The 12697-nt window shown below is 61.9% G+C and carries 15 protein-coding genes and 1 tRNA gene; 4 read left to right on the top strand and 12 right to left on the bottom strand.

Annotation, left to right across the window (positions count from 1 at the left end; genetic code table 11):
• Positions 1-21 precede the first annotated feature (21 nt).
• From KI614_RS14940 to KI614_RS14925, 4 genes are all read left to right on the top strand, one after another.
• The gene (locus tag KI614_RS14940; RefSeq protein WP_226406647.1) at positions 22-708 is read left to right on the top strand and encodes a DUF4197 domain-containing protein; all 687 of its coding nucleotides are present in this window, start codon (positions 22-24) and stop codon (positions 706-708) included.
• Between the two features lie 48 nt (positions 709-756).
• A complete protein-coding gene (locus KI614_RS14935) occupies positions 757-1074 on the top strand; it encodes a hypothetical protein (RefSeq protein WP_226406646.1) in 318 nt (105 codons plus the stop codon).
• Positions 1075-1172: 98 nt separating this feature from the next.
• Complete coding sequence (locus KI614_RS14930) at positions 1173-3164, top strand: UvrD-helicase domain-containing protein (RefSeq protein WP_203467823.1); 1992 nt, start codon at positions 1173-1175, stop codon at positions 3162-3164.
• A 138-nt stretch (positions 3165-3302) separates the two neighbouring features.
• The gene (locus tag KI614_RS14925; RefSeq protein ID WP_226406645.1) at positions 3303-3638 is read left to right on the top strand and encodes an amine oxidase; all 336 of its coding nucleotides are present in this window, start codon (positions 3303-3305) and stop codon (positions 3636-3638) included.
• Positions 3639-3769: 131 nt separating this feature from the next.
• Here the strand turns inward: KI614_RS14925 and KI614_RS14920 are convergent, their stop codons facing one another.
• From KI614_RS14920 to fdxH, 12 genes are all read right to left on the bottom strand, one after another.
• Positions 3770-4219, bottom strand: coding sequence for a c-type cytochrome (locus tag KI614_RS14920; RefSeq protein WP_226406644.1), 450 nt, complete (start codon positions 4217-4219; stop codon positions 3770-3772).
• 226 nt (positions 4220-4445) lie between these two features.
• The gene (locus KI614_RS14915; RefSeq protein ID WP_203467820.1) at positions 4446-4628 is read right to left on the bottom strand and encodes a hypothetical protein; all 183 of its coding nucleotides are present in this window, start codon (positions 4626-4628) and stop codon (positions 4446-4448) included.
• 98 nt (positions 4629-4726) lie between these two features.
• The gene (mobA, locus tag KI614_RS14910) at positions 4727-5302 is read right to left on the bottom strand and encodes a molybdenum cofactor guanylyltransferase MobA (protein WP_226406643.1); all 576 of its coding nucleotides are present in this window, start codon (positions 5300-5302) and stop codon (positions 4727-4729) included.
• Positions 5302-5676, bottom strand: a complete 375-nt coding sequence (locus KI614_RS14905) for a DsrE family protein (protein WP_226406642.1) — start codon at positions 5674-5676, stop codon at positions 5302-5304. Before KI614_RS14905 ends, mobA begins: the two co-directional genes overlap by 1 nt.
• Positions 5669-6040 (bottom strand): glycine cleavage system protein H, encoded by a 372-nt coding sequence (locus KI614_RS14900; protein ID WP_413464164.1) that lies wholly within the window; start codon positions 6038-6040, stop codon positions 5669-5671. The genes KI614_RS14905 and KI614_RS14900 overlap by 8 nt, the downstream gene beginning before the upstream one ends.
• Positions 6041-6118: 78 nt before the next feature.
• Positions 6119-6214, bottom strand: a tRNA-Sec gene (locus KI614_RS14895).
• Between the two features lie 5 nt (positions 6215-6219).
• Positions 6220-8109 carry a selenocysteine-specific translation elongation factor gene (gene selB / locus KI614_RS14890; RefSeq protein WP_226406639.1) on the bottom strand — a complete coding sequence of 630 codons (1890 nt, stop codon included), beginning with the start codon at positions 8107-8109 and terminating at the stop codon, positions 6220-6222.
• Positions 8110-8115: 6 nt separating this feature from the next.
• Positions 8116-8667, bottom strand: a complete 552-nt coding sequence (locus KI614_RS14885) for a flavodoxin family protein (protein WP_226406636.1) — start codon at positions 8665-8667, stop codon at positions 8116-8118.
• Positions 8668-8685: 18 nt separating this feature from the next.
• A complete protein-coding gene (selA, locus tag KI614_RS14880) occupies positions 8686-10083 on the bottom strand; it encodes an L-seryl-tRNA(Sec) selenium transferase (protein WP_226406634.1) in 1398 nt (465 codons plus the stop codon).
• 99 nt (positions 10084-10182) lie between these two features.
• Positions 10183-11085 (bottom strand): formate dehydrogenase accessory protein FdhE, encoded by a 903-nt coding sequence (gene fdhE / locus KI614_RS14875; protein ID WP_226406632.1) that lies wholly within the window; start codon positions 11083-11085, stop codon positions 10183-10185.
• A gap of 85 nt (positions 11086-11170) precedes the next feature.
• Entirely contained in the window at positions 11171-11791 is a 621-nt protein-coding gene (locus KI614_RS14870; RefSeq protein WP_226406630.1) for a formate dehydrogenase subunit gamma, read from the bottom strand.
• Positions 11788-12696, bottom strand: coding sequence for a formate dehydrogenase subunit beta (fdxH, locus tag KI614_RS14865; protein ID WP_226406628.1), 909 nt, complete (start codon positions 12694-12696; stop codon positions 11788-11790). Before fdxH ends, KI614_RS14870 begins: the two co-directional genes overlap by 4 nt.
• Position 12697: the final 1 nt, after the last annotated feature.

Here is a 12697-nt window from a genome sequence, read left to right as displayed (position 1 = left end):
TTTTTATCCGCGGAGATTTCCATGCGTATCCTTCAAAAAACCGTTTTTGCCCTTTGCCTGACGTTGACCGCAGCATTCGCCCAGGCCGGGGCGCTGGATGTCATTTCAAGCGGCGATGCCAGCGCCGGCGTCAAGGAAGCTCTGGCCAAGGGGGCTGACTATGCCGTGGCCTCGCTCGGCAAGGAGGGTGGATTCCTTGGCAACAGCAAGGTCAAGATTCCGTTGCCGGGCTATCTCGACAAGGCAGAGAAAGGGCTGCGCATGTTCGGCATGGGCAAGCAGGCCGACCAGTTGATCGAAACGATGAACCATGCGGCTGAGCAGGCCGTGGCTGAAGCCAAGCCGATTCTCAGCGACTCGATCAAGAAGATGAGCGTGCAGGACGCCAAGGGCATCCTGACCGGCGGTGAAGACAGCGTGACGCAATATTTCAAGCGGACATCGACCGAGCAACTGACCGCCAAGTTCATGCCTATCGTCAAGGCATCGACCCAGAAGCTTGATCTGGCCGGGCAATACAACGCTTTTGCCGGCAAGGCGGCAAGCAGCGGCCTGATTGACCAGAAAGATGCCGACCTCGATGGTTATGTCACGCAAAAGGCGATGGATGGCCTGTTTGCGATGATCGCCGAGGAAGAAAAGAAACTCCGCGCCAACCCGCTTGGGGCCGGCAGCTCGCTGCTCAAGAAAGTGTTCGGCGCCCTGTAAATTAAAGTCGGGCGTTTCAGCCGCCGTCAATACAGTCAGGAGACTGGAATGCAACTGAAACGCCTTGATTCGACGACGCAGCCCCGGGCGATTGATGCCAGGGAAAGCTTGCGCCAGCCACATGGCGAGCAGATTCGCCGGGTCGAGGCGCTGGCGGCCGTCGAGAACGACCGCCAGCGCAGCCTGCAACAGGAAATGGCCGAGGTCGATGCCCGTTCGCTCGGCCCCTTCGAAGGCAGTCAGCAGGTCTTGCAGGAGGCCCGAAGTGTGGCCGCGCGTCTGGTTGTGCTGGGTGGGCATGGTGAGGCCTTGATCAAGCTGCGGGCACTCAGTCTGGCGCTGCCGCATGTCGATGACACGGTGTGATGCTCGTTGATTTAGTCCGTGCGACGCGGCCTGGCTGCTAAAATTAGCTGATTCAAATTCGCGCCCCGCTCATCCGGGGCGCTTCGTTTTCGATCCCGATGTCCGGCCTCAATCCTCAGCAACGCGAAGCAATCCACTACCTCGACGGCCCCTTGTTGGTGCTCGCCGGTGCCGGCTCGGGCAAAACGCGGGTGATTACGCAGAAGATCGCCTATCTCGTCCAGGAGTGCGGTTTCCAGCCACGTAACGTTGCCGCCATCACCTTTACCAACAAGGCGGCGAAGGAAATGCAGGAGCGGATCGGCAAGATTCTCTCCAAGCCGCTGGCCGACGAGCTGCAAATCTCGACCTTCCACTCGCTCGGTGTGCGCATCCTGCGTGAGGAGGCCAAGGCGCTCGGCTACAAGCCGCGCTTTTCGATTTTCGACTCGGCCGATTGCGGCGGCATCATCGGTGAGGTGGCCGGTACGGTCGACAAGGCCACGCTGCGTATTTTGCAATCGATCATTTCGAACTGGAAAAATGCGCTGGTGACTCCCGAAGGTGCGTTGCACATGGCGCGCGACGAGCACGAAAAACTGGCCGCCCATGCCTACCTCTCCTACGAAGCGACGCTTAAGGCTTATCAGGCGGTCGATTTCGATGACCTGATCGGTCTGCCGGTCAAGCTGTTCAGCGAACATCCGGAGATTGCCGACAAGTGGCAGAACCGCCTGCGCTACCTGCTGGTCGATGAATACCAGGACACCAACGCCTGCCAATACCAGTTGCTCAAGTTGCTGACCGGGGTCCGTGCCCAGTTTACCGCCGTGGGTGACGACGATCAGGCGATCTACGGCTGGCGCGGTGCCGACATTGAAAACCTGAAGAAGCTGCCGACCGAATTCCCGGCGCTCAAGGTGATCAAACTCGAGCAAAATTACCGGTCGACCGTGACAATCCTCAAGGCGGCGAACAACGTCATTGCCAACAATGAAAAGCTGTTCGACAAGAAGCTGTGGTCCGAGCTTGGCTTGGGCGAGCCTATCCATGTGACAACCTGCCGCGACAACGATGCCGAGGCCGAAGGCGTGATCATGAAGCTGCAGGCGCATCGCTTCGAGCATCGCGGCAAGTTCAAGGACTACGCCATCCTCTATCGTTCGAACCACCAGGCAAGAACCTTCGAGGAATACCTGCGCGACCACCGGATTCCCTATTTGCTCTCCGGCGGCAAATCCTTCTTCGACAAGGCCGAGATCAAGGACATCATCGCTTATCTACGTTTGCTGACCAACGAAGATGACGATCCGGCCTTCATCCGTGCCGCCACAACGCCGAAGCGCGGGATTGGCGCGGCGACTCTCCAGGCGCTCGGCACCTATGCCGGCGAACGCCATATTTCGCTGTTCCAGGCGGCTTTCGAGGAAGGCTTCGCGCATCGCGTCCAGCCGCGCCAGATTGAGCCGTTGCTCGAATTCTGCCAGTTCATCAACCGTACCCAGGGGCGAGCCAGCCGCGAGCCGGCCCATCAGGTGCTGCCGGATTTGCTCAAGGCGATCGATTACGAAGGTTTCTTGTACGACCACGAGGAAGAGCGCACCGCGCAGACGCGTTGGGCCAATGTCTGCGAATTTGCCAACTGGTTGAACAAGAAGGGCGAGCTCGATGGCAAGACACTGATCGACCTGACCCAGAGCATTGCGCTGATCAACATGCTCGACAAGCAGAACGACGAAGAGGTCGATGCCGTCCAGCTATCGACGCTGCATGCTTCGAAGGGGCTGGAATACAAACATGTCTTTCTGGTCGGTGTCGAGGAAGGCATCCTGCCGCATCGCGAGTCCACCGATCCGGGCAAGATCGAAGAAGAGCGCCGCCTGATGTATGTCGGCATCACCCGCGCCCAGCGTACCCTGCATATCTCCTACTGCGAGCGGCGCAAGCAGGCACGTGAGTTCGTTCCTTGCGAACCATCGCGCTTCATCGATGAAATGGGCAAGGACGATGTCCGTTTTCTCGGAGGCAAGCAGGATGCGCCGCCCGACAAGGCGACCGGCAGCGCCCGGCTTGATGCCATGAAAGCCATGCTGGCCGGCAACAAGCGCTAACGGTTTGGTCATACACCGTTACGACGAGTTACTTTTCTGATGACATCCGGGCCGTAACGGCCTGCGTTATTCGACACAAGGCAGCGCAATTTCGCAAAGCCGGATGAACTACCGAATAAATCAATCAGGAGATTCAAAATGACCAAGCAAATTTTCGCACTTGTTATCGCCGCCGCTTTCGGTATCGCCCACGCTGCTGACGTCAAGCCAGCCGCCGCCGACCTCAAGGCCGTTGCCGCTCCAGCTGCCGCGACCGTCAAGGCCGAGGCACCCAAGGCCGCTGAAGCGGTTGTGAAATCCGAAGCCAAGGCAGCAGAAGCCAAGCCAGCGGCTGCCACGCCGGCGCCGGAAGCGAAGAAAGAAGCCGCCGCTCCGGTCGATAAAAAGGTCAAGAAAGCCAAGAAGGCGAGCAAGAAGGCTGAACCCGCAGTTGCTGCCGAGCCAGCCAAGGCAGCAGAAGCCGTCAAGAAATAAGACTCGACTCAGTTCTGGCCAGCAGCCCTCCAAAAGCTGCACCCCACAAAAAAGCGCTCACAAGGCGCTTTTTTGCGTGGACAAAAAAGAGGGAGGCCGGAGCCTCCCTCTTTTTGATGCAAGCCGGGAAATTACTTGGACAGGCCGATCAGGTGATCAACGGCCGCCTTGATTTCGCCGTCGGACAGATCGCCTGCGCCACCCTTCGGCGGCATGGCGCCCTTGCCGCCAATAGCGCTCTTGTACAGTGCATCCTTGCCCTGGCCGAGACGCGGTGCCCAGGCGGCCTTGTCGCCAGCCTTCGGTGCGCCGGCTGCGCCGGTGTTGTGGCAGGCGCCGCAAACGGTGTTGAAAACGGTAGCGCCATCTTTCGGTGCGCCGCCGGCAGCAGGTGCAGCAGCCTTGGCCAGTTCGAACTTGGCAACCGGTTGAATGCGGACATCAGCTTCATCGTTACCCTTGGCAGCATCGGCAGCCGAGGTGGATTTCTTGACGGTAAGCGGGAAGACGATGGCGATCAGAACGATGGCGATAATGATCGTTGCCCACATGATGCTCTTGGAAGAGTGCTGCTCGGCCATGCTGATTACCTCATTGCGCAAAAATAAAAGTGCGTAATTATAACGGCTTAACTTTGGCAGCTGAGCAAAAAAAACCCCGCCAGTGGCGGGGTTGAAATTCTCGAAAGGGGGAGTTTCGAGAGGAGGGGTTCAATGCACAACTGAAGTGTATGCGCCGCCGCTTCTCTCGTCTGTCGTGCTTTCGTAGCCTTGTGTAACCAAATGTTGCACCTGCAGCAAGCGCTGTTCAGTGCTCGATGCGGCAGATCTCGACCGCACTGGTCGGGATCTGGTAGTCAGCAGCCAGTTCGGTACGGGCCATATCTTCGATAGCCTGGCCTTCGCAAGCGGCGAAGCGGCGGGCGCCGGTGAAATCCTGCGGAATGCCGGCGCGGTCCTGGGTAATCCGGTAATGGATCTTGACGTTCACTGCGGTTCTCCTGAAACAATATTTTGTGGTTTGCCGGGCGCGAGGATAGTCGTTTGATGCTGCGCTGCAATAGTGGTTTTCCACAATAAGGAGATGTCTCAGGGCGCTTTCAAGTCATTGAGTGTATTGAAATTCCGGAAAGCGTCGATCTGCTCGGGGAAGTCGACTTCGACGGCCTGGTTTTCCGCACACCAATGCATGACTTTGCGGCCGCCATTGCGCAGGAAATGGTCAAGCGCATCGAAGCGGTCGCGGTGACACAGACAGAAAACCGGGTGCTGGCGTCCTCCGGCGGTGGCAATTGCCACTTTGCTGTCATTTTGTTGCAAGGCGGTGTACAGGCGAGCCACCAGATCCAGCGGCAGATAGGGAGAGTCGCAGGGCGCAGTGATGACGAAAGGCGTCTCGGTCACGCCGAGTGCCGCATGCAGACCGGTAAGCGGCCCGGGGAAATCGGGCAGGGCATCTTCGATCAGGCGATAGCCCAGGGGAGCGTAATCGTCCTGGCTGCGATTGGCATTGATTAGTAAGGTCTGCACCTGTGGTCCCAGGCGAGCTGCGACGTGTTCAACCAGCGGTTTGCCGTTGAGCAACTGGCGACCTTTGTCTACGCCACCCATGCGGCGCGCAAGGCCGCCGGCAAGGATGACGCCGGTAATCTGCTGGCGGGGCATCAAAAAACGAGCGTCCGCCAGGTCGGGTCGAGGGTTCGGGCAATAAAAGCGGTTGCCCCGGCGGCCCCCGCTGCTCCGATCAATGTTTCCTGTTCGCCGACCCAGGCGGCACGGGCCATGCTGCAGGCCAGCAGGCGGACGTCTTCGGCGCAGGCTTCACGGAGAAACTCGCCGACGGATTTTTCCTTTGCGGCGGTGGCATAAAGGTTATCGGCGACACCTTCGACCAGTAGCCTGACGGCCGGGCCGGCGAAGTGAATCTCGACGTCTGCATCGAGGGCACGCGCAGCCAGCGCATGGATCAACGGGGTGACGCACAGTTCCGGGTGGTCTGGATTGGCAGCCCAGAGCAATAGCGCCAGTTTGTCAGCCAAATGTGGCCTCCGGTTCGAGCTTGAGGATGTGTTGCCGGTAAGCGGCTGCATCGAGCAGCCCGCGCTTTTCGTCCAGCCAGTTGCGCGCCCGGCCGCGAGCCATCCAGCCGCCGCCGTAAGGTTCGGTGTTGACCCGCTTGGGGTGCTCCTCGGCGTCATCGTTGCCTTCGAGCAAATCGAATGAAATCGGGGCGTGGACCGCAAGCACCGTCTTGCGGCATTCAACCGTGCCCATGCCACGTCCGATATCGATTTCCGCCCCCTTGGGCTTGCTGGTGAAGGCGATGATTTCCCCGGCCAGGAAAATGCCGAAGCTGGTTGCGCCGATCAGGATTTCATCGTGACCGATTTCCTGAACCCACATATCGTGCCTTGGGCAATACAGACGGTCGTCGGGGATAGATCCGGAGAAGGGGGTATGGGCCATTTAGCAGTTGAAAAATGGCGGAAGGAAGCAGGAGTCGAACCTACCCAAGCCTGTTTGACAGGCCCTGACGATTTTGAAGACCGTCCGTCCCACCGGGGAACGATTCCTTCCGTTGTTCATGAGCCGAATTGCTCCGGCGAGCCGCGCAGGATGTGCGTATCGCGAACCCGGCGAGTGTAGCCGATGCGGTCGAAGAATTCGAGGATATGGATGGCGACTTTACGTCCGCCGCCGATCTGGTCGCGCAATGGCGCTGCTCGGGCGCAGCCTTCGCTGGCGTTCAGCTCGGCAACGCGCCGGGCCAAGTCGGCGACGGCGGCTGCCGTGAAGTAATGGTCGTGGGCGACCGGCCAGGCGTCGCCATGCCGGGCAATGCGCTTGAACAGGCCGCGGACGTTGTCTTCGCCCATGCCGCTCTGGCGGGCGACATCGCGCACGCGCGGCGGGGCGTATGGCGTGGCATCAAGCAGCGGCTTGAGGATTTGCCATTGTTCCAGGTCGGCTGGCGCCAGTTGCACCCGATGCTCGGGCAGGTGCAGCCAGGCATGGCTCTGGGCGATGCGGCCATCCTTCAGGGGCTGTGCCAGCAGGGCATCGAAGGCCGGGCGCGGCAAGGTCGGCAGGGTCAGACGGCGCAGGCGATCGCGTTCGACACCGGGCTGATCGGGCGCGCGTTGGTGTTCGGCGGCGAGCGCGGCGAAGAGCAATTCCTCAAGTGCTTGCCAGCGGCCGGGCGCGAAGGCCAGATCGCCGACCAGCTTCAGGCCGAGGCGCTGGCTGAGCGCCTTGAGTGCGGCGCTGTCGAGGTTGCGGTTCAGGCCATAGACGCTCAGTTCGACACCGGCGGCCTGCTGCTCGGCGGCCAGTTGCAAAGCTTTGGCCGGGTCGCTGTCGGCCAGTGCGGCGAGCATGGCCAGGCGTTCCGGGCTGCGCCGCTTGCGGCTGGGCGGGGCGATGTCGAGCACGATGCCGCCGCCGATGGTGTGGCGGGCCGAGGCGTCGCGCAGGATGAAACGGTCGCCGGCCAGCGTGCCGATGTCGCGGTCGACGGTGATTTGTGCCCAGTTTTCGCTGCCCGGTTCGATCTGCTCGCCGGCCAGAAGGGCGACGCGCGCCGGGACATCTTCGGCCCCGAGGTGCAGGTGAACCTGGGTCCAGTGTTTCAGCGCTGGTTGGCCGGCCAGGACGCGAATCCTGGCATCGAAGCGACGCAGTGGCGCATGCAGGGCCGGGGCAACCACCCACATGCCGCGCTCAACCTCGCTTTTTTCGATACCGGCCAAAGCCAGTGCGATGCGTTGCCCGGCGTGGCCGGATTCGGCGGGCGCATCCTGCACGCGCAGGCTGCGTACCCGCACCGCTTGTCTGGCGGGGGAGAGCAGTAACTGGTCACCGACTTTGACCGTGCCAGCGAAGGCGGTGCCGGTGACGACGGTACCGGCGCCGGATAGCGTGAAGCAGCGATCGACGGCGAGACGGAAGCCGCCGCTCGGCGGGCGTGCGCCCTGTTCTCCGGCGATCCGGTCGAGATGGCTGCGCAGTTCGGCAATGCCCCGACCGCTATTGGCCGCGACCGGAAAAATCGGTGCATCGGCCAGCGCCGTGCCGGCCAGCAGGGCGCGGATTTCGATTTCGGCCTGCTTTTGCCGGTCGACCGTGCCATCCGGATCAGCCAGGTCGATCTTGGTCAGGGCGATGGCGCCTTGGCGGATGCCGAGCAGCTCGATGATTTCCAGATGCTCGCGGGTCTGCGGCATCGGCCCGTCGTCGGCGGCGATGACGAGCAGCGCGAAGTCGATGCCGGTGGCCCCGGCCAGCATGTTGTGGATCAGCTTTTCATGGCCGGGCACGTCAATGAAGCCGAGCGTCGGCGTGTAGGCGTAGCCGAGGTCGACGGTAATGCCGCGCGCCTTCTCTTCCTTCAGGCGGTCGCAGTCGACGCCGGTCAGCGCTTTGACCAGCGTGGTTTTGCCGTGGTCGATATGACCGGCGGTGCCGATGATCATGAAGCGTCAGGCAGCCGTGAAGTAGTGCCGGGCGGCATCCATCGCAGCGGCGTCGCCGAGCACGGTATCTGGCGCACCGCCCTTGCCCCACAGCGGCGTTTGCCATTGCAGGTCGAGAAACTCGGCGCACAGGCGGTAGCTGTCGAGCATCGGCTGGGCTTTTTCGCGATTGCCGCTGGTCGCGATGACCCACAGCCGCTTGCCGGCCATGCGCTGCTTGAAGTCGAGATCGGGGACGCGCAGCCAGGCGCTCCAGTGATCGAGGCAGGTTTTCAGCGGCGAGGGAATCGAGAACCAGTAAACCGGCGAAACGAAGACCAGATCGGTTGCCGCCAGCGTGGCGTCGAGCAGGGTTTTGACGTCACCTTCCGGCATCGGGTAGCTGCCGGCGGTGTGGCGCAGATCGACAAAGGGCGGAATGTCCAGTTCGGCCAGCTTGAGCCAGCGTTGACTGGCTTCGGCCGGCAGTGCGGCGGCGGCATGGCGGGCGAGTGTTTCGCTGTTGCCGACATGGCCGGGTTCGCGGGTGCTGGCATTGAGGAAGAGAAAGTGCGACATCGGGTGTCCGGTAAAAAATCAGAACGTCAGTTGAGCCAGTTGCGCCAGGAAGTGGGCTTCATCCTGTGTTTCGAGGCAGCGCAGGTCGAGATGATACGCGTCGTCGCGGATATAGCCGATGACCGGCGTCGGCAGCCGGCGGAAGGAGGCTTCCACGGTCAACAGCGTTTTACCCGGCTTTTTCGCCGTCGGGCGAACGACCAGCGCGGTGGAGGGCAGGCGTTCGACCGGCAAGGCGCCGCTGCCGATCTGGCTGCTGCAGGCTTCGATGCCGACTGTGGCAAGCGGCTCCAGGGCGCTTTGCACCGCCGTCAGCAGGCGTTGGCCGGTGGCCTCGATTTCGGCGCAAGGGCGAGTCAGCAGGCGCAGCGTCGGCAGGCGTTCGGCCAGCCGGTCCGGGTCGCGGTACAGGCGCAAGGTGGCTTCGAGTGCAGCCAGCGTGGTTTTGCCGACGCGCAGGGCGCGTTTCAGCGGGTTTTTCTTGATCTTGGCGATCAAATCCTTGCGCCCGACGATCAGCCCGGCTTGCGGGCCGCCGAGCAGTTTGTCGCCCGAGAAGGTGACGATGTCCGCACCCGCCGCCAGGGCTTGCTGCGGCGTCGGCTCGGCCGGCAGGCCGTGGGCCGCGAAGTCGCACAAGGTGCCGCTGCCGAGGTCGATGACGAAAGGCAGATTGGCGGCGTGGGCGATTTCGGCAATGATTTTCTCGTCGACCGCGGCAGTGAAGCCGGTGACGGCGTAGTTGCTGGTGTGAATCTTCATCAGCAGCGCGGTCTTCGGGCCGATTGCTTCCTGGAAATCCTTGGCGTGAGTGCGGTTGGTCGTGCCGATTTCGTGCAGCTTGACCTGCGCCCGGCGCATCACGTCGGGGATGCGGAAAGCGCCGCCGATCTCGACCAGTTCGCCGCGTGAAACGACGGCTTCCTTGCCCTGGGCCAGTGCGTTGAGTGTGAGCAGCACGGCGGCAGCATTGTTGTTGACGATGGTCGCGGCGATGTCGGGCGAGCCGCCGGCAATCAACTCGGCGAGCAAGCCGGAAACCAGGTCGTCGCGGTCGCCCCGGCCGCCGGAGGCGAGGTCGTATTCGAGGGCGCAAGGCGCGCGGGCAGCATCGACCATCGCGGCGATAGCTTCTTCAGCCAGCTGGGCGCGGCCGAGATTGGTGTGCAGCACCGTACCGGTCAGGTTGAAGACGGCGCGCAGATTGGCTTGCCCGGCGGCATCGGCGCGTCGCTGGATGGCGGCGAGCAGGGTGCTTTCTTCTGGCAGCGGCAAACCGTGCTTGAGGCCTTCGCGCGCTGCGGCCAGTTCGGCCCGGATGCAGCCGGTGACCAGTTGGCGACCGTGGATTTCAATCAGCTCGGAAAGCTGGCCGAGGACGCGGTCGACCGCGGGAAGATGGCGTTTTTCGTTCATGGACTTTCACCCGGACCGGGTAGAAAAAAGGCTCCCGGTCGGTTCGGCCGGGAAACCATTAATGCGGTTGGAAATGAAACCGAGGTGTGCCGAGGGCGTTCAGGTACCGGCGCCGATCAGGAACAGGTTGGGGCCGCTGCGACTATAGCCGGCCTCATCGACCAGCATGTCGAGTGCCAGTGTGGCGAGGTCGTCGGCCACCGGGTCCACCCGCGGATCTTTTTCCTGATAGACAATTTTCAGATAGCTTTTGCAGCTATCGCAGGTTTCTGCCCGGACGGCTCCTTTCGAGCCTTCGACTTCATGCAGTGCGACCGCTTTGTCGGTGTCGCAGGTCGTGCAGGTGGCGCGCGATACATTCCATTCGGTGTTGCACAGCGAGCAGTGCAGGTAGCGCAGATTGTTGATTGCCGAGCCGAGACGGACGATGCTGGCAACCGGCAGGCTGCCGCAGCACGGACAGACACCCTGTACATCGAGCTTCTTCAGTTGATCGCTGGCCAGCCGGCTGGCCAGTGCGCTATAGACGACTTGCAGTGCCGCGCCGACGAACGGCAGGGCGGCGGCATTTTCTGGCGTGACTTCCCCGCTGAGCAGGGCGGTGGCCAGTGCGTCGAGTTGGTCGTCGCTGGCGCTGGCCAGTTCATTCAGTACCTGGCGCGCCGTGGCTGGTGCGTTTTGGCTCAGTTCGCCGACCAATTGGCGGAGAACCGGATACCAGGCGTCCGGGCGGGATTCCGGGTCGAGTGGCGGCATGCCGTGGGCCTGCGCCTGAGCGAGCGCAGCCGCATCGGGGAGCGCCAGTTCAGGGAGGGTTTTCAGTGCGGCGTGCTGGGCCTGGCTGAGTTGTCCCAGGAAATCGAGCCAGTCGCCCAGGGCGTGATCTTTGACCAGATGGGCAAAGCGTTCGGCACGTTCGCTGAACAGATGGCTGATGACCGGCAAAAGGAAAGCGGCTGCTTCTTCGGCCGGAGGATGAAAGTCGATCGGTTGGGTCTGCATGGTGACTCAAAAAAAGCGGGGGGCGCAGAGATGATCTCTGCGCAGCCCCCTCAACGCAAGGTAAAACTAAACACGGACCAGCGACTTACTTGCCGGTCACCTGACGATACCAGCCACGGTGATGCTGCTTGGCCCAGGCGCGGGTGACCGTGCCGTACCACATGGCGCGGATGGTGCCCTTGACCCAGATGGCGGCATAGACGTGGACCATGATCATGGCGATCATCACCGCACCGGCTGCGGCATGCACCACGGCGCCCAGGCGGACGAGTGTGATGTCGAAGCCGAACCAGGCACGCCAGATGAACAGGCCGGAGACCGTCATCAGCAGCATGCACACGGCGAGAACCCAGAACATGACTTTCTGGCCGCCGTTGTACTTGCCCTGTTCCGGCATGTCGTGGTCGTTGCCATCCACCATGTTCTTCGCCTTGGCCAGCCATTCCTTGTCCGCCGGGGTCATCTTGTTGAGATGCTTGAAGCGGATGTAGAGGCCGAGGAAGGAGACCGCCATCAGCATCCCGAGGTAGGGGTGGATGATGCGGGCCCAGACCGGGCCGCCGAACAACTGGGTGAGCGGGAAGAACGCCGGGTGGAAGAAGGCCAGTCCGGAGAGCGCGAGCAGGATGAAGCTGATGCCCACGACCCAATGGTTGGCCCGTTCCTTGGGCTCGTAACGCTTGAGGTCTTTCGGGTCGCGGATCATTTTGCTTCCTCCTTATTTGCCAACGCATCTTCAGCCTCGATCTCGTCTTCGATTTCTTTCGAAACCTCGTTCGGACCCTTGGTCACGTAATGGAACAGGCTGCCCAATGCAACGCCGGCCAGGGCCAGCGTGGCGAGCGGCTTGGCAAAGCCCTTCCACAACGAGACCAGCGGGCTGATCGACGGATTGGCCGGCAAGCCGGCGTACAGGTTCGGCTGGTCGGCATGGTGCAGCACGTACATGACGTGCGTGCCGCCAACACCTTCCGGGTCATACAGGCCGGCCTTGTCGTAACCGCGTTCCTTGAGGTCGGCGATCCGTGTCTCGGCATAGTCCTTCATGTCCTCCTTGGCACCGAACTGGATGGCGCCGGTCGGGCAGGCCTTGGCACAGGCCGGAGCCTGGTTGACGGCCACCCGGTCGGAACACAACGTGCACTTGTAGGCCTTGCTGTCCTTCTGCGACATGCGCGGTACGTTGAACGGGCAACCGGTCACGCAGTAGCCGCAGCCGATGCAGTTTTCCTGGTTGAAATCGACGATACCGTTGCTGTACTGAATGATTGCACCCGGTGACGGGCAGGCCTTGAGGCAACCAGGATCGGAACAGTGCATGCAGCCATCCTTGCGGATCAGCCATTCCAGCTTGCCGTTCTGCTCCGTCTCGGTGAAGCGCATGACCGTCCACGCATCGGCCGACATGTCGACCGGGTTGTCGTAGATGCCCACGCAGTTGCCTACTTCGCCGCGGATGTCGTTCCATTCGATGCACGCCGCCGTACAGGCCTTGCAGCCGATACAGACGGATACGTCGATCAGCTTGGCGATTTCGACGGTCTGCCGCACTTGCGTGGACGGTGTCGTGGTCGCGGAGCGCTGTTTGATGTCTAGCGATTGCAGTGCCATA

This window comes from Dechloromonas denitrificans, assembly GCF_020510665.1.
GTDB lineage: Bacteria > Pseudomonadota > Gammaproteobacteria > Burkholderiales > Rhodocyclaceae > Azonexus > Azonexus denitrificans_B.
This window is presented reverse-complemented; position numbering and strand designations above follow the sequence as displayed.